This is a genomic window from Caulobacter vibrioides (assembly GCF_002858865.1).
Classification (GTDB): Bacteria; Pseudomonadota; Alphaproteobacteria; order Caulobacterales; family Caulobacteraceae; genus Caulobacter; species Caulobacter vibrioides.
In genome coordinates this window covers 1-24,304 of the sequence record NZ_PJRR01000013.1, presented here as the reverse complement: position 1 = coordinate 24,304, position 24,304 = coordinate 1, and the positions used below count along the sequence as shown (strand labels likewise).

Genomic DNA, 24,304 nt, shown 5'->3' with positions numbered 1-24,304 from the left:
AATCCTCCCTCGCGAGGGGGAGGATTGTTCTCTCACCCTTCCTCATCGAGGGGCAGGAGGCTCTGTCAGCCCGCGACAACGCGCCGCTTGAGCGACTCGCCAAGTCGGCCAAATCTTCTGGTGTCGGAACGTTTGTCGGAGGCTCTTCGATGGCGAGTAAGGCGTTCGAGCTGCAGATGATGGGCTACGGCCTGACCACGGCCGAAATTCACTACCACATGCCCGACCACCCCGGCCTGCTGCAGCTCTATGTCTGGCAGGAGTATGATCTGGCGCCGAAATTCCCGACCCTGAAGGGGTTCCTGGATTTCTGGGCCAAGGAGCTGGACGGGGTGCTGCATTCGGTGCGGGTGGCGCACAACCGGCTGATCAGTCCCCGGGAATGGCGGGTCGTGAACGGCGTCTTCACGCTGCAATGAGCATCGCCGGGGTTGCGCGGCGGCTTCCCCGCCCGTAACTCCCCCGGCGATGAGCATTTCCGCCCATGGGGCCAAGATCTGCGGACTGTCGACGCCCGAGACGGTCAAGGCCGCCTTTGACGGCGCCGCCGCGTTCCTGGGCTTTGTCTTCTTCGACAAGAGCCCGCGCAATGTCGCGCCCGAAGTCGCCGCGCGCCTTGTGGAGCCGGTTCGCGGCCGGGGCGTACAGACGGTCGCCGTCACCGTCGATCCGGACGACGCCCTGATCGACCGCCTGATGGCGACGATGCGGCCCGACCTGATCCAGGTGCACGGCAAGGAGACGCCCTCGCGGGTTCGCGAGATCGCCGCCCGCGCCGGCGTCGGGGTGATCAAGGCCTTTTCCGTCTCCTCATCGGCGGATGTCGATCAGGCTGCGGCCTTTGACGGCGTGGCCCAACACCTGATGTTCGACGCCAGGCCCGTGGAAGGTTCGGTCCTGCCCGGCGGCACTGGCGCCCGCTTCGACTGGGGCCTGCTGGCCGGGCGACGTTTTTCGCGGCCGCATTTCCTGGCCGGGGGGCTTGATCCGTGGAACGTCGGTGAGGCCATCAAGACCTCCGGAACGCCTCTGGTGGACGTTTCTTCTGGCGTGGAGCGTGGTCCCGGCCTAAAGGACCCGGCTCTGATCTCGGCGTTTCTCGACGCCGTCAAACGCGCCAAAGACTGAAAAGCCCAGCTTGGAAGCCCTCGTGAACGCTCCTGCGAAACCCAATGACTACTCGGCCTATCCCGATGCGGAGGGCCGCTTTGGCGGGTTCGGCGGCCGCTATGTCGCCGAGACCCTGATGCCGCTGGTCCTGGACCTGGGCAAGGCCTATGCCGACGCCAAGGCCGATCCGGAATTCCAGGCGCAGCTGAAAAGCTACAACACCCATTACGCCGGCCGGCCGAGCCCGCTCTATTTCGCCGAGCGCCTGACCGAGCACTTCGGCGGGGCCAAGATCTATTTCAAGCGCGACGAGCTGAATCACACCGGCTCGCACAAGATCAACAACGCCCTGGGCCAGATCCTTCTGGCCATGCGCATGGGCAAGACCCGGATCATCGCCGAGACCGGCGCTGGCCAGCACGGCGTGGCCACCGCCACCGTCTGCGCCCGCTTTGGCCTGCCCTGCGTGGTCTATATGGGCGCCACCGACGTCGAGCGGCAGAAGCCCAATGTCTTCCGCATGAACCTGCTGGGCGCGGAAGTTCGCCCCGTCAGCTCGGGCACCGGCACCCTGAAGGACGCCATGAACGAAGCGATGCGCGATTGGGTGACCAACGTGCATGACACCTATTACCTGATCGGCACGGCCGCCGGCCCGCACCCCTATCCGGTGATGGTCCGTGACTTCCAGAGCGTGATCGGCGCCGAAGCGCGTGAGCAGATCCTCGAAATGGAAGGCCGACTGCCCGACGCGGTGGTCGCCTGCATCGGCGGCGGCTCCAACGCCATCGGCCTCTTCCACCCGTTCCTCGGCGACGAGGGTGTGCGCCTGATCGGCGTCGAGGCGGCCGGCCACGGCGTCTCCACCGACAAGCACGCCGCCTCGCTGACCGGCGGCCGTCCTGGCGTGCTGCACGGCAACCGCACCTACCTGCTGCAGGACGACGACGGCCAGATCATCGACGCTCACTCGATCTCGGCTGGCCTCGACTATCCGGGCATCGGCCCCGAGCACTCGTTCCTGCACGACATCGGCCGCGCCGAATATGTCTCGACCACGGACACCGAGGCCTTGGAGGCCTTCAAACTGTGCTCGACGCTGGAAGGCATCATCCCGGCCCTGGAGCCGGCCCACGCCCTGGCCCGGGTCGGCGAAATCGCCCAGGAGCTGGGCAAGGGCAAGATCGTGGTGATGAATCTCTGCGGTCGCGGCGACAAGGACATCTTCACGGTGGCCGAAGCCCTCGGGCGCAAGATCTAGGACCGACCTCGCGTGACCAAAGACCGTATCGATCGCCGCTTTGCGGCGCTGAAGGCCGAAAACCGCGCCGGCTTCGTGACCTATGTCATGGCCGGCGATCCTGACGCCGCCACGACGCTTTCCGTGCTCAAGGGCCTGCCCGCCGCCGGCGCGGACCTGATCGAGCTGGGCTTTCCGTTCTCTGATCCGATGGCCGAGGGCCCGACCATCCAGCGCGCCGCCCAGCGCGGCCTGAAGTCCGGCATGACCCTGCAGGGCACGCTGGATCTGGTGGCCGCCTTCCGCGAAGGCGACCAGGACACGCCGATCATCCTGATGGGCTATCTGAACCCGGTTCTGAACAAGGGCTTCGAGACCTTCGCAGCGCTGGCCGCCAAGGCCGGGGTCGATGGCCTGATCATCGTCGACTGCCCGCCCGAAGAGGCCGACCCGCTGTCGGACGCGCTGGAAGCCGAGGGCATCGCCCTGATTCGTCTCGCGGCCCCGACCACCGATGACGCCCGCCTGCCGATGGTGGTGCGCCGCACCTCGGGCTTCGTCTATTACGTCTCGGTCGCCGGGGTGACCGGAGTGAAGTCGGCCGACGCGGCCGATGTGGCCCCCGCCGTCGAGCGCCTGCGCAAGGCCTCGGGCCTGCCGGTCGCCGTGGGCTTTGGTATCCGCACGCCGGACCAGGCCGCCGCCGTCGCCAAGGTGGCGGACGCGGCCGTCGTCGGCTCGGCCCTGGTCGATGAAATCGAGTCGGCGGCGCAGTTGAACGAAAACGTGACCGAGAAGGTTCTTCTAAAAGCGTCGGAGCTGGCTAAGGCTGTGCGTTCGGCGCGAGTCGGGACGAAGTGAGGCTTTAAGGCTATGGCTATGGCTGAACCCCAGGACCCGAAAAAGGGCGACAAGAAAACAGCGGAGCGCCGGGGCGGCGGTTGGCTGTCGCGGATCGCGCCCGGCGTACGCGGCGCGTTCGCCAAGCGCGAGACGCCCGAGAATCTCTGGGTCAAGTGCCCCGATACGGGCGAGATGATCTTCCGCTCCGACCTGGAGGCGGCCCTGTGGGTCACGCCGGCCGGTCGCCACATGCGGATCGGGCCCGAAGCCCGCTTCAAGTTCACTTTCGATGACGGTCAGTACGAGGCCCTGCCGACCCCGCCGGTCGTCGAGGACCCGCTGAAGTTCTCGGACGGCAAGCCCTACAAGGACCGTCTGGTCGCCGCTCGCAAGGCGACGGGCGAGCCGGACGCCATGGCCATCGGCTATGGCAAGGTCGGCGGCGTCGACGCCGTGGTGCTGGTGCAAGACTTCGCCTTCATGGGCGGGTCGCTGGGCATGGCCGCGGGCGAGGGCTTCATCGCCGCCGCCAAGGCCGCCCTGGAACGCCAGGTCCCGATGATCGCCTTCACCGCCGCCGGTGGCGCGCGGATGCAGGAAGGCGCGCTGTCGCTGATGCAGATGGCCCGCACCACGCTGGCCATCAACGAGCTGAAGGACGCGGCCCTTCCCTACGTCGTGGTCCTGACCGACCCGACCACCGGCGGCGTCACCGCCTCCTACGCCATGCTCGGTGATATCCACCTGGCCGAGCCGGGCGCCCTGATCGGCTTCGCCGGTCCGCGCGTCATCGAACAGACCATCCGCGAGACCCTGCCGCCGGGCTTCCAGCGCTCGGAGTACCTCGTCGAAAAGGGCATGGTCGACCGCGTCACGCACCGCAAGGAGCTGCCGGAAGTCCTGGGCTCGCTGCTGGGCACCCTGATGATGGGCCGCAAGCGCCAGGCGGCCTAGAGCTTCGGCGTGACCGACCATCTCCGCGCCCACGACGCCGCCCTCGCGCGGCTTCAGGCGCTGCATCCGAAGCTGATCGATCTGTCGCTGGACCGGATGCGGCGGCTGTGCGCCGCTTTGGGCGATCCTCAGGACCGCCTGCCGCCTGTGATCCACGTGGCCGGCACCAACGGCAAGGGCTCGACGGTCGCCTTCCTGCGCGCCATGGCCGAGGCGGCGGGTCTGAAGGTCCACGTCTTCACCTCGCCGCACCTGGTCCGCTTTTCCGAGCGCATCCGCCTGGCCGGGACGCTGATCACCGACGCGCACCTGGCCGACGTGCTGGACCGCGTCGAGCAGGCCAACGCCGGCCAGCCGATCACCTTTTTCGAGATCACCACGGCCGCCGCCTTCGTCGCCTTCGCCGAGGTCCCGGCCGATCTGTGCATCATCGAGGTGGGCCTGGGCGGACTCCTCGACGCGACCAATGTCGTCACGCCCAAGGTCAGCGTGATCGCTCCGGTCGATCTGGATCATCGCGAGTTCCTCGGCGACACGATCGGCCAGATCGCCGGCGAGAAGGCGGGAATCATCAAGCCTGGCGCGCCGGCCGTTTCGGCCCGGCAGCACGAGGACGCCGAGCCCGTCATCGAGGCCGCCGCCGATCGCGCCGGGGTTTCGCTGACGCTGATGGGCCGCGACTTCGACGCCTGGAGCGAGCGGGGGCGGCTGCTGGTCCAGATGCAGGACCGTCTGCTGGACCTGCCCGCCCCGTCGCTGCCCGGCGAGCATCAGTTCGCCAATGCCGGCCTCGCGGTCGCCGCCCTTTTGGCGCTGGGCGATCCGCGTATCGACGAGACCGCCATGGCGCGAGGCCTGGAATCGACCGTGTGGCCGGCCCGCTTCCAGCGCCTGACCGCCGGTCCGTTGGCCGAACGGGCCAAGGCGGCGGGCGCGGATCTCTGGCTGGACGGCGGCCACAATCCGCACGCGGGCTTGGCCGTCTCCCGCGCCGTCGCCGATCTCGCCGCTCGCGACGGCAGGCCGGTGGCGCTGATCTCGGGTCTGCTCGCCAACAAGGACGCCGCCGGCTTCTTCGGCGCCTTCCGGGGCGTGGCGACCAAGGTCTTCACCGTGACCTTCGAGGGCCACGCCGCCGCCAGCGCCGCCAACACGGCCGCCGCCGCTGAACTGGCGGGCTTGCGAGCCAGCGCCTGCGATTCAGTGGCGGAGGCGCTCGATCGCGCGCTCCAGCTGGAGCCGGCCCCTCATATCCTGATCTGCGGCTCGCTCTATCTGGCCGGCGAGGTCCTGGCGATGAGCCCCGAGACTTGGCCGGTCTAAGCGCGTAAGGCTGTCGCACGCCGATAGGGCGGCACGGCCCGCTGGACATCCTCGGCAGGCGCGCCCGTCCTGGCAGGAACCGCCGATGGCCAAGGGTCAGAAGAAGTCCAACAAGGAAATCCGCAAACCGAAGGCCGAAAAGAAGCCGCCGCCCGCGCCGGTCTCGCCGTTCATCGTGACGGGGAAGAAGTAAGCCCCTTCCTCATCCGAATTCCCCGGCGACTGCCGGGGCCTAGATACATCCCGAGCCTTGAGCGGGTTCGCGCCAGCCGTCCGTACCGCATATGACGGGTCACGGGATCTGATCTGGATCCCGGCATTCGCCGGGAAGGTCGGGATATCATAACGAAAAGCGCCCGCCCCGGAGACCGGAGCGGGCGTCTTCAATTAAGCAAAGAGAGCCGCTTAGGCGGCCTGGACGCCGGCTTCGTTCAGCCATTCCAGGATCTTCTGCTTGGGCATGGCGCCGACTTTCATCGAGGTCATCTGGCCATCGCGGAACAGCATCATGGTCGGGATGCCGCGAACGCCGTAGCGCGACGGGGTGGTCGGGCTGTCCTCGATATTGACCTTGGCGATGGTCACCACGTCGGCCAGCTCTTCCGAAAGCTGCTCCAGCGCCGGGGCGATCTGCTTGCACGGACCGCACCATTCGGCCCAGAAATCGACGAGCACGGGCTTGCTCGACTTCAGGACGTCGGCTTCGAAGGTGGCGTCGGTCACCGCAACGGTGCTCATGGTCTGCTCCAGTCTGGCGTCGCGCGGCGGTGTCCGGCGCGGAGGACGCAATAAGGTTCTGGCCCGGAAGCTTCCGGGCGGTTACCCAAGATGTAGGAGGACCGGGCGCGTCCGGCAACGGGATTAAGCCAGCCGCGCCAGAGCCAGGGCCATCACCTTTTCTGGAACAGGCATCAGTTTGGGGCCGTCCGTCCACACCAGCGCCGCCTCCACAGTGCGGCCGGGAAACACCTCGCGCAGCACGGCCGCATAGACCGCCATCTGGGCCAGATAGGCCGTGTCGGCGTCCTCGATCCGGTCCGGCGAGGGGCGGTTGGTCTTGTAGTCGACCACCAGCACGCGGGCATCATCGACCACCAAGCGGTCGACTCGCCCCGAGACGGCCAGGCCCTGGGGCAGATGGACGCTTGTTCCGGCCAGAGCGACCTCGGCGCGCGAATTAGGTCCGAACACTGCCGCGAACCGCGCGTCCTCCAGGACCCCGAACGCCGCGCTGGCCATCTCCGTCCGCTGCGTGTCGGTCAGGTCGCGCTCGGCCGCCAGGATGCGCCGCGCCGCGTCGGGGCGCTGAGCGGGCGGCAGGTCCGGCAGCAGCTGGAGCAGCTTGTGAATGAGCTCGCCGCGCCGATACCGGCCAAGGCCGGCGATCCTGGCCAGAGGCGAGGGTGCCGGAACGCGGGCGGTGTCCTCGAGCCGCGACGGTGCGGCATAGCGGGCGGCGGCGGGCTCGGGCGTCGCCTGCGCCATGATCCAGGCGGGCGGGGCGGCGACGGCCGCCGTGGCGGGGGCGACTCTCGGCGCGCCGAGCGGATCGGGGCCATAGCGCAGGAACGCCGTCTCGCCGTCGCCGATCGTGCGGACGCCTGGCGCGATGTCGGGATGGGCGAAGGCGGCGCGGGCCGCCGCGTACCAGCCGCCGACCTTGTCGTCCTTGGTGCGGGCGTCGATACGGCCGCAGAGAATCAGCCGTTCGCGGGCCCGGGTCAGGGCCACATAGAGCAGGCGCAGGGCCTCTTGCGCCTCCTTGTCCTCGCGCAGCTTTCGGGCCTTGGCCGAGGCGGCGCAGTCGCCCTTGCCTGAGGCGCACCAGAGCAGGGCGCCGTCCTCGGTGACCAGCAGCGGCGAGCCGCCGGCGCCGCGTTTAACCGTCGTCTCGGGCAGGAAGACGATCGGCGCCTCCAGGCCCTTGGAGCCGTGGGCGGTCATCACCCGCACCTCGCGGCGGGCGCCTTCCATCTCGCGCTTGACGATGATGTCCAGCGCCGCGAAGTCGGCGACCAGGGCTTCCAGGTCGCGAACGCCGCGTTGCTCGGCCTCCATCACCTGCGCCAGGAATTCGTCGAGCGCTTCTTCCGCCTCGGCGCCCAGCCGGGTCAGCACCTTGGCGCGATGCGAGCGACCGTCCGCATCAGTCAGGCCCAGCCAGCCGGCGTAGAACTCGAACGGCTGGCGGCGGCGTCCTTCGGCGAGCGCCCAATCGAGAACGGCGCGGGCGGCGGCCCATTCGGGACGCTCCTCCGACCGTCGGGTCAGTTCGGCCCATAGCGTCCCCCGCCGACCCTTGGCGAGCGCGTAGACGTCATCATCGCCAAGCCCGCAGAACGGCGTCTTCAACAGGGCCGCCAGGGTCAGGTCGTCATCGGGAAACAGAATGAACCGGCCCAGCGCCACGAGGTCCTCGAAGGCGATGTGGCTGGACAGGGCCAGGCGGTCGGCCCCCGCCACCGGGACGCCGCGCCGCTTCAGGGCGCGGATGATCTCCTCGAACAGCGCCTTGCGTCGGCGAACAAGGACGAGAATGTCGCCGGCGTGAGCGGCGCGGTGACGCCCCATATCCTTGTCGAAGACCGCATCGCCGCGATCGAGGATCGCCCTGGTCTCGGCGGCGATCGCTTCGGCCAGACGACGATTGGCGCTGCGCTCGCCCTCTTCGTCGAGCGGCTTCTCCCAGGCCTCGCGGTCCTCACCGGGCAGTTCACGGGTCAGCGGCCACAGATCGACGCAACCGGGGTGACCGTGCCGGAAGAGTTCGTGCCGGACCAGATCCTGGCCGACGGGGGGCGGCACCCCTTCGCGGGTGTCCGGATCGGAGAACAGGGCGTCGACGAAGCTCAGGACCTGGTGGGTCGAGCGATACGAGACCGTCAGCGGCACGCCCTTACCGACCGCGCCGACCGCCTCGATCCGCGAAATATAGCCCTGGGTCTCTTCCAGCAGACGTGTCGGGTCGGCGCCCTGGAACGAATAGATCGACTGCTTTTCGTCGCCGACCACGAACAGGGTCCGCTCGGCGCGGCGGCCGCTCCAGCCTTCGGACGTTTCGCCGACGAAGAAGTCGGCGGTCAGGGCGCGCAGGATCTCCCACTGCTCGGGCGCGGTGTCCTGGGCCTCGTCCAGCAGGATGTGGTCGATGCCGCCGTCCAGCTTGTAGAGCACCCAGGCCGCCTCGACCTTCTCGGTCAGCAGCAGCCGCGTCTTGTCGATCAGGTCGGTGAAGTCGAGCGCGCCCCGCGCTTCCTTCTCGGCCATGTGGCGCTCGATATAGAGACCGGCCAGCAGCAGGGCGTTCTGCGTGTCTTCCGCCACCCTGGCGGCGCGGACCTGCTCACGGGCGGCCTCCAGCTTGGCCTGCTCCAGCAGCAGGGCCTCGCGCAGGTCCTCGCGGCTCTTCAGGCCCGAGGTCTTGGCCGGCCAGGTCGCGGGCGTCCCCTCGCCGCCCTCGGTGAAGAGGGCGCGCAGGGCCACGTCCAGCGTGGCTTCGGGATCGCGGGCCACGGCGGCGAGGGCCTCGGCGGACTTGGCGTCCTGCTTGCCGCCGCCGTCGAACAGCACTGTCGCAGCGGCGCGCCAGGCCGGCAGGTCGAGGCGGGCCATGGCCCTGACGGCCAGGTCTTGCGCCGAGGTTGGCCCATCAAAGCCGCAACGCCTCCAGGCGTCGGAAACGGCTACGGCAAGACCGCCGCAGCGCTGGACATAGGTCATGATCTGACCGCGCCGCGCCTCGAAACCGGCGAACATCGCCTCGAAGCTCTGGAAATCCAGCGCGACGGAGAACCGGGCATAGGCTTCCGAAAAAGCGTCGTCGTGGCTGTCGACCCAGGCGGCGACGGCGCGGCGGGCGGCGCGGGCGATGGCGGCGCCGGCCTGATCGTCCATGACCGTGAAGCCTGGCGAGACCCCGGCCTCCAGCGGAAAGCGCCGCAAGAGCTTCTCGCAGAAGGCGTGGATGGTCTGGATCTTCAGGCCGCCCGGCGTCTCCAGCGCCTTGGCGAACAGGGCGCGGGCGTCGGACAGGCTCTTGGCGTCGTAGCGGGCGTCGGCCTCGCCGACCAGCTTGACCAGTTCGGCGCGCAGATCGGCGTCGCTGGTCACCGACCACTTGCCCAGCCGGTCGAACAGGCGACGCTGCATCTCGGCGGCGGCGGCCTTGGTGTAGGTCACGCACAGGATGGCCTGCGGCTCGACCCCGGCCAGCAGCAGACGGGCGACGCGGTCGATCAGGGTCTTGGTCTTGCCCGAACCGGCGTTGGCGGTGACGAAGGCCGAGATCGTCGGATCGGCGGCGATGCGCTGGGGGTCGTGCATCACAATCCTCCCCCCGTGGGGGAGGCGGTCCGAAGGACCGGAGGGGGGAATGACCCCGCCGATCGCACTTCCCCCTCCGGTCGCTGCGCGACCACCTCCCCCGCTGGGGGGAGGATTTGGACGAGCGGCCTCATTCGCCCTCTCCGTCATCCCCGCTGGTCGACCATTCGAACACCCGCGCCAGATGCGCGTAGTCGCCGGGGTGCTCCTTGACGAACTGCGGCGCGACCCGCGAACGGTACGGCTCGTCCGGGTCATCGTAACGGGCGATCAGGGACGATAGGCCCTCCAACGCCTTGCGCGCGGCGTCCTCGCTCTCGCCGTCGCCCTTGGCCCGGACCTGCTCCTCGCCGGCGGGGCGTCGGCCCGTGACGCGGACATAGGTCAGATCGCCGGGCACCGGCTTGCCGAGATCCGGGAACCCGCCGTTCATGAGGATCGCCGCCGTCAGGGTCAGTTGCGGCGAGAAGCCGGTGTCGACCTGCTTTTGCGACGGCGCAGCGCCGGTCTTGTAGTCGAGGATGTGGGCCGTTCCGTCCGGCGTCGGCTCGATGCGGTCGGCCTTGGCGGTCAGGGTGAACGGGCGGCCGTTGATGACGAGGTCCAGCTTGCCCTCGGCCTCGACGACGATGCGGCGCACATGGGTGCGCCGTTGACGCTCCCAGTCGGCGACCCAAAGCGCCGCCTCACGGGCCAGGGCCTTCTCGCGGGCCAGGGCGGTAGGCGGCATGCCGGCGCTGACCAGGGCGTCGACATAGAGCTTTTCGAAGGCCAAAGCCGCTTCGGCCGGGACGGCGTCGGGATAGAGCTCGGCGAACCTTTCAAAGGCGGCGTGGATGGCGGTGCCGCGCGCCCGCGCCTCGACCGGTTCGTCGGGTCGCTCCAGCGGATAGAGCTTCAGGATATCCCGCGCCCAGACGGCGTAGGGGTCGCGGGTCAGGGCCTCGACGCGCGTCACCGCCATCCGGCGTGGGCGATCCTCGACCGGCGGGGTCGGGGCGGGACGAGCGATCGGGGCGTAGGGCCCTGGCGCGTCCAGAGCGCGGACCCAGTCTGTCACATCGTCGCGACGCGGCAATTCGAGGCCCGCGCCAGCGGCCAGGGTCTTGAGGCGCCACAGCCAGCGCGACTCGACGGCCGGCGCGCCGCCGCGCCGCTCGCAATGCACCAGCACCACGTGCGGCGCGCTGGCGGCCTGGGCGAAGTCGTGGGCCGTCAGGCCGATCCGCCGCTCGGGCGGCGGCAGGCCCAGGCGCTGGCGCATGGGCCGCGACAGGAACGGATCGATCGGCGCACCTTGCGGCCAGACGCCTTCCTCAAGGCCCGCCAGCACCAGCCGGTCGGCGCGCACCAGACGCGCCTCGATCGCGCCGAGGATGCGCAGACGTGGATGGCTCGCCCCGCCGACGCGGACGGTCTCCTCATTGACCAGGCGGTCGAGAATGTCAGCGAAGGCCTGGGGCGAGGCGTCGGGCAGGGGCTCGCCGTCCTGGATCAGGGCGGCCATCAGCGTCCCCAGGCACTCCCCGGCGTTGCCCGCCCAAAGACGATCTGGCGCGATCAGCGACTCCAGCGCCTCGACCAGAGCCTGGGCCGCGCGGGCGGGGGCGGCGAGCTTTCCGCCGCCATAGGGCGCGGCGGCATGGTTCACGGCGGCGAGGATGCGGTCGGCTAAGGTCAGGGCGTCCGGCGCGTCGCGAAGGCGGGCGCGCAGCCCATCGGCCGAGCCCGGCGCTGCGCCGCGCAGGCCCTTGCGCTCCAGCAGGGCGGCGGCGGGCGCCTCATCCTCGCCTAAGACGAGCGGGTGCTTGGCGAAGGCCAGCAGGCGGACGGGATTGAGCGGCTCCTCGACCAGCCTGGCCAGGTGCAAAGCCAGGATCGCCGACCCGGCGGCGGCCAGCGGCGCGCCGGCCGAGCTGTCGGGGATGACGCCCCACCGCTGTAGGCGGGTCATGACCCGACGCGCCAGGGTCTGGTCCGGGGTGACGAGGGCGGCCGTACGCACCGGATCTTCCAGAGCTTCGCGCAGCAGGAGGGCGCAGGCGCCGGCGGCCTCTTCCTCGGCGCGGGCGGCGATGACCGAGAAGCCCGTCAGGCCCTCGGCGACGGGGTCGAGGCCGGGAGCCTCGGCGCGCAGGGCGGCGATCTGGCTCAGCCAGTCGGCGGTGGCTTCGGCGGGACGCAGCGCCTCGTTGACGATGCGACGACGCCAGCGGCCGCGGCTGTCGACCTCGGGAACCCAGGCGCGGACCTCGGCGCGCGAGACGCCGGCGCGGTCCAGCAGGCGCTTCATCGCCCCCTGGGGATGCTGCTCGCCCTGGGAACCCTCGATCTTGGCCCAGGCGGTGTCCGCGAGATCCTCATCGAGACCCGGCAGCACCACGGCCCCCTTGGGCGCGGCGGCGATGACCCGCAGCAGGTCGGCGGTCGCTGGCGCGGTGCCGGTCGAACCGGCGGCGACCAGCACCTCGGTCGGTGGGTTGTCGCGCCACTGCGCCTCAAGAGCGCGTAGCAGTCGGACGCGACGTTCGGAGACGTCGATCAGGCCCAGAGTGTCCAGCCGCGTGGACCAGGCCCGCAACACGGATCGCAGGAACCGGGCCGAGACCTGCCAGTGCTGGGCCAGATCGCCCTCCGCCAGGCCGTCCAGCTTGTCGTCGAAATTCACTTCCTCGATCTGGCAGCTGTCGAGAAACTCGCTGAGCGCCTTGGCCAGTTCCAGCGCCTGAACGGGGCCGGGCTTGAACGACAGCTTGTCGCCGTGGTCGGTCACCAGCCTCGCCAGCTCGAACCGCCGCCGCCGCGACGAGATCGCCGGCGGCAGAGTCAGGGACAGCTCCCCCGGCTCGAACGGCGGCTCGCCTTCGTCCAGATCGCCCAGCGGCCGGATTTGCGGCAGCAGCAGCGCCCGACCGCCGCCGACCGACAGGAAGGCGTCGGCTAGAGCGCGCGCGCCCCGGCGGGTCGGGGTCAGCACCGTGGCGCGCGGCAGGGCCTCGGGACCCAGTGGCTCCAGCGTGTTCAACAGGCCCCGCGCCAGATCGTCGACGAACGGGCGGTGCGCCGGGATCGAATACCAGCGCGGCCCTTCACGGTCGAAGAACGGCGCGGACCCGCTCATGCCTCGGCGAGCCTGGCTTCGGCCGCCAGCTTGGCCTGCGGATCGCCGACATGCATCCAGAGGCCCTCGGGGGCCACGCCGCAGACCCGGCCGTCGGCGGCCAGGCGCTTCCAGAGCGGCAGGAGCGAGAACGGCCCGTCGGGACCATCGGCCGTGATCTCCGGCTTGCAGATGTGCACGCCGACATAGACGAGCGGCGCGATCTCTCCGGCGTCCTTGAAGCGCACCAGGCCGTCAGCGCTGAGGAACACATCGCCCGTATCGTGGAAGCCGAGCGACTCCGTGGTTGAGGCCAGCATCAGGCACACATCCATCCGCTCCGGATCCCAGGCGGCGGCCACGGCGTCGACGGCGGCGCCGGCGTGTTCGATCCAGATCGAATCGATATTGGCGACGAACACCGGAGCTTCGCCCAGCAAGGCCAGGGCGTGCTTGATCCCGCCGCCGGTCTCCAGCGCCTGGGCGCGCTCGTCGGAGATGACGATCCGGGGGGCGAGGCCCTTCGCCTCGCGGGCCCGCAGGTGAGCCTCCACCAGATCGGCGAAGTAGTGGACGTTGACCACGGCCGTCTCGACGCCGGCAGCGACGAGCCGGTCCAGCATGTGATCGATCAGCGCCTTTTCGGCGACCTCGACCAGGGCCTTGGGCCGGTCGTTGGTCAGGGGGCGCATGCGGGTGCCAAGGCCTGCAGCCAGAACCATGGCGATCTTGGGCGCCTTGCTCATCGACGCGTCTCCACCGGCACATAGCGATCAAACCACGCCTTCAGCTCGGCCAGGGCGGGGTCGGCGAAGCAGACGTCCAGATAGACCCACAGGCGCGGAATGAAGTCGGCGTAGCGGGGCTTGCCGTCGCGGGTCACTAGGCGGGCGAAGATGCCCAGGATCCGGATTATGTTGAGCGCGCCCAGCGCATGGTAGTCGGCCAGGAAGGCCGTGCGGTCCAGCTCGGGGCGGGCGGCGAGATAACGGTCTAGGCACGCGGCTTCGCGCTGCGGCGAGACAGTGCGGCGGGCGTCGTGCAGCAGCATCGACAGGTCCCAGGCCGGATGGGCCAGGACGGCGTCCTGGAAGTCCAGCATGCCGACCCGCGCCGCGCCGTCGCGTTCCGGCAGCCAGATCAGGTTCTCGGCGTGATAGTCGCGATGGCAGAAGACGGTCGCGTCGGCCTCGCCCTTGGCCCGGATCGGCGCCCAGATCGCTTCCCATTCGGCCAGCGCCGCCGCATCGAAGGCGATGTCGCGGAACCGGGGCTGCCACTCGACGAAGATGTCGTGCGCGGTCTTCAGGGCCAGATCGTCATAGGTCAGCAGCGGCCAGGTCGAGCCGTCGTAGCGCAGGACCTTCGGCGTCGGGGCCGCGTGGATGGCCAAGAGACCATCGATCGCGGCGTCGTAGAGCGGAGCCTCGTCAGTTCCGGTCTCGATCAGGCGGGCGTAGAGATCATCGCCCAGGTCCTCCAGCACCGCCAGGCCTGCGGCTGGGTCTGCGGCCAGAACCTTGGGGGCCGACAGGCCCTGGGCGTTGAGCCACCCCGCGCAGGCCACGAAGGCGTCCACGCGGCCCGCCGCCAGACGCGCCAGAGCGTTGTAGCCCAGAGCCGCGCGCTCGGCCGGCGAGGCGTCGGGCGGGCAGGGTGCGGTCTCGAGCGAGGGCGGCTGGTCCATGAAGATGTAGCTTTGCTCGCCCCGATGCAGCCGCTCATAGGCGCGCGTCGAAGCGTCGCCGCCCAGCGACTCGCGGCGGACGTCGCCGAAGCCGTTGGCGGACAGGAACGCGGCCTTGGCCGCCTCGCGTTCAGAACTCAAGGTCACGTCCTTCGAAATCGCCGTGCGCCACGATGACGGCGCGCCGGGCGTCGCCGTCGAGGGCGATGTCTATATCGAGCCGAGTCCGGGGCAAACGCCCTTCCAGACGCTGGGGCCACTCGATCAGGGCGACGCCGTCGTCGAGCGCCTCGTCCAGACCGATCTCGTAGGCCTCGTCGGGATCCGAAAGGCGATAGAGGTCGAAATGGGCCAGGGGGAAAGCGGGTGTTTCGTAGAATTGGACGAGGGTGAAGGTCGGGCTGGGGACCTCCTCGTCCGGCGTCGTAAGAGCCCGGATCAGGGCCCGGGCCAGGGTCGACTTGCCGGCGCCGAGCGGGCCAGTCAGGCAGAGGGCGTCTCCGGGGTGAAGGGCGCGAGCCAGCGTCCGGCCCAGCGCCTGGGTCGCGGCCTCGTCGGCGAGGGAAAGGGTCTTCACGTCAGGGGGCTCGTCGGCTCGTTCGGCAATTGGCGCTCCACATAGCGCTTCAGGACCTCGGTGGCTTGCTCAGCGTCTCGCGGCAAGGCCTCCGGATCAACGGGCGGCCCGATGGTCAGCGAGAAGCGCCGTCCCGTCTTGTTCAGCAGTTCGTGGAACAGGGTGATGTCCCGAAGCTCGCGCGAGAGACGGCCGAACAGGTGGAACAGGGTCGACCACGGCCCCTCCAGGTGGATGGGCGCGATCGGCGCACCATATTTGCGGGCGATCGAGACGGCCGAGGACATCCACGGCGGATCGCTGAGCCGTCCTTGCGCATCCGTCACCGCCAGCCGTCCGGCGGGGAAGATCATCAACGCCCTCTCGGCCTCCATCGCCTCGCGGGTCATGGATAGGGTCAGGCGCATGCGCTCGCGACTTCGCTTCTCCTCGACCCATTCGACGGGGATCAGGACGTCGTCGAAGCGCGGGCAAACGCGGTGGGCGTCTGCGTTGGCGTAGAAGACGATGTCCGGGCGATGGGTCTTCAGGGCGTCATAGACGGCGACGCCGTCTCCAATGCCGGTCGGATGGTTGGCCACGATCACGACGCGGCCCTCCGCGGGCAGATGCTCCAGGCCGCGGATATCGACCTTCAGCGACAAGAGTCGCGACACATGATCGAGCGCCGCCTGGCCGCCCATCGTCTCGATCGTCTCCGCCATGGCGCGAGCCTTGCGGTAGTCGAGCAGGCGATAGAGACCAGGCTTGACCAGCGGCCAGAGCGGCGAGCCCGTCAGGCGCGGGGCGCGTTCGGCGATCAGGGTGTCGATGATGTGGGGATCGGCGGCTTGGCCCGCTTGGACCGCCCCGGCGGCCGGAACATGAACCATGTGATGAGCTTAGGCGCGGTGATCGGTTCTGTCAGCGCCCTCTTGCTCCCGGCGCGGCGAACGCGCTAACCGCAATCCTTGATGCCGACTTCCCTTCGCACCGCCTATCGCGAGCGCCTGGCCCAGGGCGAGATCAGGCCCGACGTCGCCCAGGCGGCCGCGGTCGAGGCCCTGTCGCGCCTGGAGGCCGATCTCGACGCCGCCGGCGAGCCGGGCTTCTCGTTCTTCGGTCGCAAGCCCAAGAGCCAGCGCGGCGTTTATCTGTGGGGCCCCGTCGGTCGCGGCAAGTCCATGGTCATGGACCTGTTCTTCGACAGCGCGCCGGTGGCCAAGAAGCGCCGTATCCACTTCCACGCCTTCATGGCCGAGGTCCACGCCGACATCGACGTCTGGCGCAAGGGCGACGCCGCCACCCGCAAGGCGCGCTTTGGCCAGTCCAAGGGCGATGATCCCGTCGCGCCCACCGCCGAGCGGATCGCCGGCGAAGCGCGCCTGCTGTGCTTCGACGAGTTGCAGGTCACCGACATCGCCGACGCCATGATCCTGGGGCGGCTCTTCGAGGCGCTGTTTGCGCGCGGCGTCACCCTGGTGGCGACCTCCAATCGGCCGCCGGAGGATCTCTACAAGGACGGTCTCAACCGTCAGCTCTTCCTGCCGTTCATCGACATGCTGAAGTCGGCGTTGGACGTTGTGGCGGTGCGCGGTCCCGTCGACTTCCGCCTGGATCGCCTGCGCGCGGCCCGCACCTGGTTGGCGCCCAACGACAAGGCGAGCCAGGCCGCGTTCGACGGCCTCTGGGCCGACATGCTGGACGGCGCGCCTGAGACGGGCGCGACTCTCGAGGTGCTGGGGCGGAAGATGCGCCTGCCCCGCGCGGCGGGCGGCCTGGTGCGCTCGTCCTTCGCCAGTCTGTGCCAGCAAGCCCTCGGCCCGCAGGACTATCTCGCGATCGCCGAGCGCTTCCACACACTCTTCCTTGAGGACGTCCCTTGCCTGACGCCGGCGCGCCGAGACGCCGCGCGGCGCTTCAACACCCTGGTCGACGCGCTCTACGAAGCCGACGTCAAGCTGGTGGCGCTGGCTGAAGCCGAGCCGGAGCAGCTCTATCCAGAGGGGGAAGGGGCCTTTGAGTTCGAGCGGACCGTCTCGCGCCTGCAGGAAATGCGGTCCGCCGACTATGTCGGTCGAGTCAGGGACTAGGAGGCGGCGATGTCGGTCAAGGATCGGGTTCGGGTTCGCGAAACCAGACTGCTCTCCGACAACTGGTACGTGCTGCGGACCACGACCTTCGACTGGAAGCGCCGCGACGGAACCTGGCAGACCCAGTCGCGCGAGCACTACGATCGTGGCAACGGCGCCGTCCTTCTGCCCTACAACATCGAGAACCGGACGGTGCTGCTGGTCAAGCAGTTCCGCTATCCGGCCTTTGTGAACGGCTGCGACGACCTCTTGATCGAAGCCGCAGCCGGCCTGCTCGACGACGCCGAGCCCGAAGTCCGTATCCGAGCGGAGGTCGAGGAGGAGCTGGGCTACCGCCTGGGTGAAGTCCGCAAGGTGTTCGAGGCCTTCATGAGCCCCGGATCGGTGACCGAGATCCTGCACTTCTTCGTCGCCGAATACGATGCGGCCATGCGCATCAGCGGCGGCGGAGGCCACCCCGATGAGGGCGAAGACATCGAGGTCCTGGAGATGACGATGGGGCAAGCTCTGGCCATGATCGCGGACGGCCGTATCCGCGACGCCAAGACGATCATGCTCCTCCAGCACCTGGCCCTTACAGAGCTGCGCGCGGCTTAGACCTCGCATTGTTGGCGAGGGCCTGCGCCTCAAGCGCTGGGATGCGCTCGTCGACCCGCCAAGGCGGAGAATTGCGAACGTTTCTCAACAGGGCGCCGTTTAATTGACACCCCCGCCCTCGCGCTTAAAAGCATCCCGCAACGCACAAAGGCTACTGGGGTTGGACCTCTCATGACCGACACGAGCCGGGGGCTGCCTGAGCGCCCGATGTCGCCGCACCTGCAGGTGTGGCGTTGGCATATCACGATGGCCTGCTCGATCCTTCACCGCGGCTGCGTCGTCGGCCTCTGGGTCGGCGCCGTGATCCTGGCGGGCTGGGCCGCCGCTTTGGCCGCCGGGCCCGACGCCTATGCGAGCTATGTCGGCCTCTTGGGTTCGCCGATCGGCAAGCTCGTGCTGCTGGGCGAGACCTTCGCGGTGTTCTTCAACGTCGCCTACACCATCCGTCAGACCTTCTGGGACGCCGGCAAGGGCTTCGCCCCGCGCACGGCCGACATGACCGGCGCCATGGCCATCGCGTTCGCGGTGGTGGCGACGATCGTCACCTGGGTCATCGCCGGCGGCATCGGAGCGTTCTGATCATGAGCAAGAAAGACCTCTTTCAGCCCCAGCAGTTCCGCACGCCGCTGTCGCGCGCCCGGGGCATGGGCGCCTCGCGTCACGGCGTCAGCCACTTCATCACCGAGCGGGTTTCGGGCCTGGCCCTGGCGCCGCTGACGGTGTGGGGCGCCTATGCTGCGCTCAAGCAGGTGCGTGCGCCGCATGACGTGGTCGTCCAGTGGATGGCCCAGCCCGTCAACGCCGTGCTTTTGAGCCTGCTGCTGATCGCCGCCCTGGTGCACCTGCAAAGCGCGGTGCAGGTGGTGATCGAAGACTATATCGAGCGCTTCACGACCAAGACCGCCCTGGTGATCGGCAACCTGTTCGTCTGCGTGCTGGCCGGCGCCGTGGGGGTCTTCTCGATCCTCAAGGTCGCCCTGACCGTGACCGGAGCCCATTGATGTCGGCCTACAAGTTCATCGACCACAAGTTTGACGTCGTCGTCGTCGGCGCCGGCGGTTCTGGCCTTCGCGCTGCGCTGGGCGCCGCCCAGGCCGGCCTGAAGACCGCCTGCATCACCAAGGTGTTCCCGACCCGCAGCCACACCGTGGCGGCGCAGGGCGGCATTTCCGCTTCGCTGGGCAATATGGGCCAGGACGACTGGCGCTGGCACATGTTCGACACCGTCAAGGGGTCGGACTGGCTGGGCGACCAGGACGCCATCGAGTACCTGACCCGCAACGCCCCGGCGGCGGTCTACGAGCTCGAGCACTGGGGCGTGCCCTTCTCGCGGACGCCCGACGGCAAGATCTATCAGCGCGCCTTCGGCGGCATGACCAAGAACTTCGGTGAAGGCCCGATCCAGCGCACCTGCGCGGCGGCCGACCGGACCGGTCACGCCATGCTGCACACGATGTACGGCCAGTCGCTGGCCCACGACACAGAGTTCTTCATCGAGTACTTCGCTCTCGACCTGATCATGGACGACGGCGTCTGCCGCGGCGTGACGGCGTGGAAGCTCGACGACGGCACCCTGCATCGCTTCCAGGCCCAGATGGTGATCCTGGCCACCGGCGGTTACGGCCGCGCCTACTTCTCGGCGACCTCTGCCCACACCTGCACGGGCGACGGCAACGCCATGGCGCTGCGCGCCGGCCTGCCGCTGCAGGACATGGAATTCGTGCAGTTCCACCCCACCGGCATCTACGGCGCCGGCTGCCTGATCACCGAAGGCGCCCGCGGCGAAGGCGGCTACCTGACCAACTCGGAAGGCGAGCGCTTCATGGAGCGCTATGCGCCGACCGTGAAGGACCTGGCGCCGCGTGACATGGTCAGCCGCGCGATGACCATCGAGATCCGTGAAGGTCGCGGGGTGGGTCCCAACAAGGACCACATCTTCCTGCACCTGGACCACCTGGATCCCAAGATCCTGGCCGAGCGTCTGCCGGGTATCTCGGAAACGGCGAAGGTCTTCGCCGGCGTCGATGTGACCAAGGCGCCGATCCCGGTGCTGCCGACCGTCCACTACAATATGGGCGGCATCCCGACGAACTATCACGGCGAGGTCGTCACCAAGTCGGGCGATAATCCCGACCAGGTGATCCCGGGCCTGATGGCCGTGGGCGAAGCGGCCTGCGTCTCGGTGCACGGCGCCAACCGCCTGGGCTCCAACTCGCTGATCGACCTCGTCGTGTTCGGTCGCGCCGCAGCCCTGCGCTGCGCCGAGATTCTCAAGCCGGGCGCCAAGCAACCGGAACTGAAGGACGCCCAGACCGACGCGCACCTGGCGCGCTTCGATCGCTTCCGTAACGCCTCGGGCTCGACCGGCACCGCCGAACTGCGTCTTGAGATGCAAAAGGCGATGCAGGAAGACGCCGCCGTGTTCCGCACGGGCGAGAGCCTGGACAGCGGCGTTGCGCGTCTGCAGGCCGTCTGGGACAAGAAGGCCGATCTCAAGGTCAGCGATCGCGGTTTGGTGTGGAACACCGACCTGATGGAAACCCTGGAGTTCGACAACCTGATCGGCCAGGCGGTCGTCACGGTGAACGGCGCGGCCAACCGCACCGAAAGCCGCGGCGCACACGCCCGCGAGGACTTCGCCGACCGGGACGACAAGGATTGGATGAAGCACACCCTGGCGTGGCTCGACCTCGACACCGGCAAGGTGAAGATCGATTACCGCCCGGTCCACAGCTACACCATGTCGGACGACATCGCTTACATCCCGCCGAAGCAACGGGTCTACTGAGGGGGAAGGCGGTGCTCGAGCAGGTCCTTTCAACGCTTTCGCCCGCCTTGGAGATCGTAGGTTCGCTGACTTCTGGGCGAGAGGATCGCCTAGATCGACGATACGGTGATGTTCGGGATGAGATAGTTGCAGCCTTGCGGCGCATTTACTTCACCCCGGAAGGGATAAGGGGACTTCTCCGTGATTTCGCGGAAGGGCGGCAGCCCTCTCGCGAAGCTATCGAAGAGGTTCTCAGTGATTTCAACGATGCGGAGTGGCGGGTCGATAGCTCCTTGGAGCGCCTGTCATTCCACTATCTGGGTGATCGGAAAGAACTTTCTCTCCGAGCCGCAGAGCAGTTGGATAAGATTAGATACGGCAAGATCGATATTCGTCGTCAGCTACAAGAAGGCCTGAACGAAATCCTGACGCAGGGCGAGGATCTGGATCCTAAGTTAGCGAATGATTTGCTGGGCAAGGTCGAAGCGTTGAACGGGTTGATCGTGGCGTTGGAAGAAGAACACAATTACCGAGCTAGAGGACGGTAGAATGGTCGAGCTAGCGCTCCCCAAGAACTCGCAGGTCAAGTCGGGCAAGCACTGGCCCGCCCCGGCCGGCGCCAAGAAGGTCAAGACCTTCAAGATCTACCGCTACGATCCGGAAGCGGGCGGCAACCCGCGCTGGGACACCTACGACGTCGACGTCGACGCCGTCGGGCCGATGGTCCTGGACGCGCTGCTGTACATCAAGAACACCATCGACCCGACCCTGGCCTTCCGCCGGTCGTGCCGGGAAGGTGTTTGCGGTTCTTGCTCGATGAACATCGGCGGCCGCAACACCCTGGCCTGCACCCACGGCTGGGCCGAGGTGCCGGGCAAGGCGGTTCAGATCAGTCCGCTGCCGCACATGCCGGTGGTCAAGGACCTGATCCCGGACCTGACGCTGTTCTACGCCCAGTACGCCTCGATCGAGCCCTGGCTGCACACCGACACGCCCGAGCCGCAGACCGAGTGGAAGCAAAGCCCCGAGGACCGCGAAAAGCTCGACGGTCTTTATGAGTGCATCCTGTGCGCCTGCTGCTCGACCTCGTGCCCCAGCTACTGGTGGAACGGCGACAAGTATCTGGGCCCGGCGGCCCTGCTGCACGCCTATCGCTGGCTGATCGACAGCCGCGACGAGGCCACCGGTGACCGCCTCGATGCGCTTGAGGATCCCTTCAAGCTCTATCGCTGCCATACGATCATGAACTGCGCCCAGGTTTGCCCCAAGGGGCTGAACCCGGCCAAGGCCATCGCCGAAATCAAGAAGATGATGGTCGAGCGCGTCGTCTGACGCACGCTGCAGAGCGATAAATGTGGGGCGGCTTCGGAAACGAGCCGCCCCATTCCGTATCCGCCTCTGTCGAAGGCGCTTGCCAATAGGTGACGCCGGCGTCATTTTTGACGAAAGGGAGGGCGTCCTTGAGCGCTGAAGTTAATCAGAACGCATGCGTCGTCATCGTCGGCGCGGGTCACGCGGGCGGCTCGGTCGCCGCGTTCCTGCGCCAGTATGGTCACGAGGGTCGGATTGTCCTGATCGGGGACGAGCCGCTGCTGCCCTATCAACGTCCCCCGCTTTCCAAAGCCTGGCTGAAGGGTGAGGCGGACGCCGACTCGCTCTCGCTCAAGCCCGCCGACTGGTACGCCGACAACAATGTGATGTTGCGCCTCGGCGGCGTCGCCGAACGGATCAACCGTTCGGACAAGACCGTGGCCCTCGCCTCGGGCGAGGTGATCCCCTACGATTTTCTGGTTCTGGCCACGGGCGCGCGCGCGCGCGAACTGCCGATCCCGGGGGCGGATCTGGCTGGTGTCCTGGCGCTCCGCACGGCGGCGGACGCTGAACTGCTGAAGAACGCTCTGGGCCCGGACAAGCGCCTCGCCGTCGTCGGCGGCGGCTATGTCGGCCTTGAGGCCGCCGCTTCGGCGCGCGCTCTGGGCAGCCACGCCATGGTGATCGAGCGAGAGAGCCGTGTTCTGGCGCGCGTCGCCTGTGAGACGCTGTCCCACTTCTTCCAGGACTATCACGGCAAGCACGGCGTCGCGTTCGAGCTGAACGCCGGCGTTGCGGCCTTCGAAGGCCATGATGGCCACGTGACCGGTGTGCGCTTCAATGACGGCCGGGTCGTGGCTTGCGATGTTGCGCTTGTTGGTGTGGGCGCGGTTCCGAACGACGAGCTGGCCAAGGACGCCGGACTGTCCACCGCCAATGGCGTGGTAGTCGACCTTGAGGCGCGGACCGAAGATCCTTCGATCTTCGCCATCGGCGATGTGACCCATCGCCCCCTTCCGCTCTATGATCGTCAGTTCAGACTGGAGAGCGTTCCGAACGCCCTCGAACAGGCCAAGCAGGCGGCTTCGGCGATTCTGGGCCGTCCGGGACCCGTGCCCGAGACGCCCTGGTTCTGGTCGGACCAGTATGACCTCAAGCTGCAGATCGCCGGGCTGCCCTTCGATGCCGACCGTCAGGTCGTGCGCGGCGACGTCGCCGCCGCGAAGTTCGCCGTCTTCCATCTCAAGGGCGACCTGGTCCAGGCTGTCGAGGCGGTGAACGCTCCGCCGGAGTTCATGGCCGGCAAACAGCTGATCGCCAAGCGCACGCCGGTTGACGCCAACAAGCTCGCCGATCCGTCGGTGTCCATGAAAGAGGTGGCGGCCTAAGGTCGCCCTATACAGAGAGCCTTCCAAGGGTAACGGGAAACAGATGGCCAAGATCACCTACATCCAGCACGACGGCGCCGAGCAAGTCATCGACGTCAAGCCGGGCCTCACGGTCATGGAGGGCGCCGTGAAGAACAATGTCCCGGGCATCGACGCCGACTGTGGCGGCGCCTGCGCCTGCGCGACGTGCCACGTCTATGTGGACGAAGCCTGGCTCGACAAGACCGGCGACAAGTCGGCCATGGAAGAGTCGATGCTGGACTTCGCCGAGAACGTCGAACCCAACAGCCGCCTGTCCTGCCAGATCAAGGTCAGCGACGCGCTGGACGGCCTGGTCGTGCGTCTGCCGGAAAGCCAGCACTAAGTATGACGGCCGGAGCCCGCTTGGGCGGGCTCCACGGGCGTCTGTTAAGGACGTCGTCAAAAGAGCGTCGTTATATTGTCGCGAGGGGGTTGCCAGTCGTCGGCTGGCCGACTAGATCACCGCCTCGCTCGGAACGGCATCGCGACCGGACGACGCGGCCCCCGAAAGGGAGTTGCATCGGTCCAGACGCTTCGCTAGAAACCGCGCTCCAATCGACTCAATGATGGATCCGCAAGGGCGGCTTCGGCGGCCCCGGGATCCTCTTTTTGTCTCTTCGATCCTGGGTCTCCCGGTTGTCGAAAAAGTCGAAAAGAGTTGGTTGACTTCGGAATGTCGCCTCATTAGAAGCGCCGCTCCGAACATCGCCGCCAAGACTTCGCAAGAATTCAGCGGCGCGATGTAAGGTCTAGTTACTCGATGCTTTGAAGCTTCTTCAAAATAATCGGTTGACTGGATTGGTCGACTTCTCTAGAAGCTGGCCGCTCTGGCGGGCCCCGGTTTTCGGGTTTCGCCGCTCCGGTTCGAAAAGTTTTGAAAAAAACGATTTGACACGGAATTCGGGGTTGGATAGATAGCCGCCTCCGCCGACATCGGGCGCTAAACGATGGGGCCGCTGAGGCGGTTCGGGTCTTTGACATTGTTGAATTG

23 protein-coding genes and 1 pseudogene are annotated in these 24,304 nt (G+C 68.0%); 16 read left to right on the top strand and 8 right to left on the bottom strand.

Annotated elements, in window-relative coordinates:
- The first annotated feature begins 149 nt into the window (after positions 1–149).
- The 7 genes from CVUC_RS08290 (at position 150) to CVUC_RS08260 (ending at position 5,663) form a co-directional block, all read left to right on the top strand.
- Positions 150–419 carry an usg protein gene (locus CVUC_RS08290; RefSeq protein ID WP_010921375.1) on the top strand — a complete coding sequence of 90 codons (270 nt, stop codon included), beginning with the start codon at positions 150–152 and terminating at the stop codon, positions 417–419.
- A 49-nt stretch (positions 420–468) separates the two neighbouring features.
- Positions 469–1,128, top strand: coding sequence for a phosphoribosylanthranilate isomerase (locus tag CVUC_RS08285; RefSeq protein ID WP_010921374.1), 660 nt, complete (start codon positions 469–471; stop codon positions 1,126–1,128).
- A 22-nt stretch (positions 1,129–1,150) separates the two neighbouring features.
- Complete coding sequence (trpB, locus tag CVUC_RS08280; protein WP_024265976.1) at positions 1,151–2,371, top strand: tryptophan synthase subunit beta; 1,221 nt, start codon at positions 1,151–1,153, stop codon at positions 2,369–2,371.
- 12 nt (positions 2,372–2,383) lie between these two features.
- Positions 2,384–3,211, top strand: a complete 828-nt coding sequence (trpA, locus tag CVUC_RS08275; RefSeq protein ID WP_010921372.1) for a tryptophan synthase subunit alpha — start codon at positions 2,384–2,386, stop codon at positions 3,209–3,211.
- Positions 3,212–3,223: 12 nt separating this feature from the next.
- Positions 3,224–4,147 carry an acetyl-CoA carboxylase carboxyl transferase subunit beta gene (locus tag CVUC_RS08270; RefSeq protein ID WP_010921371.1) on the top strand — a complete coding sequence of 308 codons (924 nt, stop codon included), beginning with the start codon at positions 3,224–3,226 and terminating at the stop codon, positions 4,145–4,147.
- Positions 4,148–4,156: 9 nt separating this feature from the next.
- A complete protein-coding gene (locus CVUC_RS08265; RefSeq protein WP_096034523.1) occupies positions 4,157–5,470 on the top strand; it encodes a bifunctional folylpolyglutamate synthase/dihydrofolate synthase in 1,314 nt (437 codons plus the stop codon).
- 85 nt (positions 5,471–5,555) lie between these two features.
- Entirely contained in the window at positions 5,556–5,663 is a 108-nt protein-coding gene (locus CVUC_RS08260) for a hypothetical protein (protein WP_096034522.1), read from the top strand.
- Between the two features lie 212 nt (positions 5,664–5,875).
- Here the strand turns inward: CVUC_RS08260 and trxA are convergent, their stop codons facing one another.
- The 7 genes from trxA to CVUC_RS08225 form a co-directional block, all read right to left on the bottom strand.
- Positions 5,876–6,208 carry a thioredoxin gene (gene trxA / locus CVUC_RS08255; RefSeq protein WP_010921368.1) on the bottom strand — a complete coding sequence of 111 codons (333 nt, stop codon included), beginning with the start codon at positions 6,206–6,208 and terminating at the stop codon, positions 5,876–5,878.
- A 123-nt stretch (positions 6,209–6,331) separates the two neighbouring features.
- Positions 6,332–9,793: a double-strand break repair helicase AddA gene (gene addA / locus CVUC_RS08250; protein WP_096034521.1), complete on the bottom strand. Its 3,462-nt coding sequence runs from the start codon at positions 9,791–9,793 to the stop codon at positions 6,332–6,334.
- Between the two features lie 130 nt (positions 9,794–9,923).
- Positions 9,924–12,914: a double-strand break repair protein AddB gene (gene addB / locus CVUC_RS08245; protein ID WP_096034520.1), complete on the bottom strand. Its 2,991-nt coding sequence runs from the start codon at positions 12,912–12,914 to the stop codon at positions 9,924–9,926.
- Complete coding sequence (murU, locus tag CVUC_RS08240) at positions 12,911–13,639, bottom strand: N-acetylmuramate alpha-1-phosphate uridylyltransferase MurU (protein ID WP_096034519.1); 729 nt, start codon at positions 13,637–13,639, stop codon at positions 12,911–12,913. The genes addB and murU overlap by 4 nt, the downstream gene beginning before the upstream one ends.
- On the bottom strand, positions 13,636–14,727 hold the full coding sequence (gene amgK, locus CVUC_RS08235) for an N-acetylmuramate/N-acetylglucosamine kinase AmgK (RefSeq protein WP_096034518.1): 1,092 nt from the start codon (positions 14,725–14,727) through the stop codon (positions 13,636–13,638). Before amgK ends, murU begins: the two co-directional genes overlap by 4 nt.
- Entirely contained in the window at positions 14,711–15,157 is a 447-nt protein-coding gene (gene tsaE, locus CVUC_RS08230) for a tRNA (adenosine(37)-N6)-threonylcarbamoyltransferase complex ATPase subunit type 1 TsaE (protein ID WP_096034517.1), read from the bottom strand. Before tsaE ends, amgK begins: the two co-directional genes overlap by 17 nt.
- Entirely contained in the window at positions 15,154–16,029 is an 876-nt protein-coding gene (locus CVUC_RS08225) for a GNAT family N-acetyltransferase (RefSeq protein WP_164468241.1), read from the bottom strand. The genes tsaE and CVUC_RS08225 overlap by 4 nt, the downstream gene beginning before the upstream one ends.
- Positions 16,030–16,110: 81 nt before the next feature.
- Here CVUC_RS08225 and zapE point away from each other — a divergent pair, with 81 nt between their 5' ends.
- The 9 genes from zapE to CVUC_RS08175 all read left to right on the top strand — a co-directional run bounded on the left by zapE (position 16,111) and on the right by CVUC_RS08175 (position 23,656).
- Positions 16,111–17,229, top strand: coding sequence for a cell division protein ZapE (gene zapE, locus CVUC_RS08215; protein WP_096034516.1), 1,119 nt, complete (start codon positions 16,111–16,113; stop codon positions 17,227–17,229).
- A gap of 9 nt (positions 17,230–17,238) precedes the next feature.
- Entirely contained in the window at positions 17,239–17,826 is a 588-nt protein-coding gene (locus tag CVUC_RS08210; protein ID WP_096034515.1) for an NUDIX domain-containing protein, read from the top strand.
- Positions 17,827–17,997: 171 nt separating this feature from the next.
- A complete protein-coding gene (gene sdhC / locus CVUC_RS08205) occupies positions 17,998–18,405 on the top strand; it encodes a succinate dehydrogenase, cytochrome b556 subunit (RefSeq protein WP_010921358.1) in 408 nt (135 codons plus the stop codon).
- On the top strand, positions 18,372–18,827 hold the full coding sequence (gene sdhD, locus CVUC_RS08200) for a succinate dehydrogenase, hydrophobic membrane anchor protein (protein ID WP_015923304.1): 456 nt from the start codon (positions 18,372–18,374) through the stop codon (positions 18,825–18,827). The genes sdhC and sdhD overlap by 34 nt, the downstream gene beginning before the upstream one ends.
- A complete protein-coding gene (sdhA, locus tag CVUC_RS08195) occupies positions 18,827–20,614 on the top strand; it encodes a succinate dehydrogenase flavoprotein subunit (RefSeq protein WP_096034514.1) in 1,788 nt (595 codons plus the stop codon). Before sdhD ends, sdhA begins: the two co-directional genes overlap by 1 nt.
- Before the next feature lie 11 nt (positions 20,615–20,625).
- The gene (locus tag CVUC_RS08190; protein WP_125469944.1) at positions 20,626–21,141 is read left to right on the top strand and encodes a hypothetical protein; all 516 of its coding nucleotides are present in this window, start codon (positions 20,626–20,628) and stop codon (positions 21,139–21,141) included.
- 1 nt (position 21,142) lies between these two features.
- Positions 21,143–21,925 (top strand): succinate dehydrogenase iron-sulfur subunit, encoded by a 783-nt coding sequence (locus CVUC_RS08185; RefSeq protein ID WP_096034512.1) that lies wholly within the window; start codon positions 21,143–21,145, stop codon positions 21,923–21,925.
- Between the two features lie 128 nt (positions 21,926–22,053).
- A complete protein-coding gene (locus CVUC_RS08180) occupies positions 22,054–23,292 on the top strand; it encodes an NAD(P)/FAD-dependent oxidoreductase (protein ID WP_096034511.1) in 1,239 nt (412 codons plus the stop codon).
- Positions 23,293–23,335: 43 nt separating this feature from the next.
- Positions 23,336–23,656 carry a 2Fe-2S iron-sulfur cluster-binding protein gene (locus tag CVUC_RS08175; protein ID WP_010921353.1) on the top strand — a complete coding sequence of 107 codons (321 nt, stop codon included), beginning with the start codon at positions 23,336–23,338 and terminating at the stop codon, positions 23,654–23,656.
- A gap of 433 nt (positions 23,657–24,089) precedes the next feature.
- Here the strand turns inward: CVUC_RS08175 and CVUC_RS20010 are convergent.
- Positions 24,090–24,304: pseudogene (locus tag CVUC_RS20010) on the bottom strand (hypothetical protein); the annotation flags it as partial.

What these genes read in the sequence shown, in the direction of transcription:
- addA (WP_096034521.1), bottom strand. Translation starts at nt 9,793, where the DNA reads ATGCACGACCCCCAGCGCATCGCCGCCGATCCGACGATCTCGGCCTTC.
- addB (WP_096034520.1), bottom strand. Translation starts at nt 12,914, where the DNA reads ATGAGCGGGTCCGCGCCGTTCTTCGACCGTGAAGGGCCGCGCTGGTAT.
- CVUC_RS08285 (WP_010921374.1), top strand. Translation starts at nt 469, where the DNA reads ATGAGCATTTCCGCCCATGGGGCCAAGATCTGCGGACTGTCGACGCCC.
- CVUC_RS08260 (WP_096034522.1), top strand. Translation starts at nt 5,556, where the DNA reads ATGGCCAAGGGTCAGAAGAAGTCCAACAAGGAAATCCGCAAACCGAAG.
- CVUC_RS08210 (WP_096034515.1), top strand. Translation starts at nt 17,239, where the DNA reads ATGTCGGTCAAGGATCGGGTTCGGGTTCGCGAAACCAGACTGCTCTCC.
- CVUC_RS08290 (WP_010921375.1), top strand. Translation starts at nt 150, where the DNA reads ATGGCGAGTAAGGCGTTCGAGCTGCAGATGATGGGCTACGGCCTGACC.
- murU (WP_096034519.1), bottom strand. Translation starts at nt 13,639, where the DNA reads ATGAGCAAGGCGCCCAAGATCGCCATGGTTCTGGCTGCAGGCCTTGGC.
- sdhC (WP_010921358.1), top strand. Translation starts at nt 17,998, where the DNA reads ATGACCGACACGAGCCGGGGGCTGCCTGAGCGCCCGATGTCGCCGCAC.
- trxA (WP_010921368.1), bottom strand. Translation starts at nt 6,208, where the DNA reads ATGAGCACCGTTGCGGTGACCGACGCCACCTTCGAAGCCGACGTCCTG.
- CVUC_RS08185 (WP_096034512.1), top strand. Translation starts at nt 21,143, where the DNA reads ATGGTCGAGCTAGCGCTCCCCAAGAACTCGCAGGTCAAGTCGGGCAAG.
- zapE (WP_096034516.1), top strand. Translation starts at nt 16,111, where the DNA reads ATGCCGACTTCCCTTCGCACCGCCTATCGCGAGCGCCTGGCCCAGGGC.
- CVUC_RS08175 (WP_010921353.1), top strand. Translation starts at nt 23,336, where the DNA reads ATGGCCAAGATCACCTACATCCAGCACGACGGCGCCGAGCAAGTCATC.
- CVUC_RS08270 (WP_010921371.1), top strand. Translation starts at nt 3,224, where the DNA reads ATGGCTATGGCTGAACCCCAGGACCCGAAAAAGGGCGACAAGAAAACA.
- sdhA (WP_096034514.1), top strand. Translation starts at nt 18,827, where the DNA reads ATGTCGGCCTACAAGTTCATCGACCACAAGTTTGACGTCGTCGTCGTC.
- CVUC_RS08225 (WP_164468241.1), bottom strand. Translation starts at nt 16,029, where the DNA reads ATGGTTCATGTTCCGGCCGCCGGGGCGGTCCAAGCGGGCCAAGCCGCC.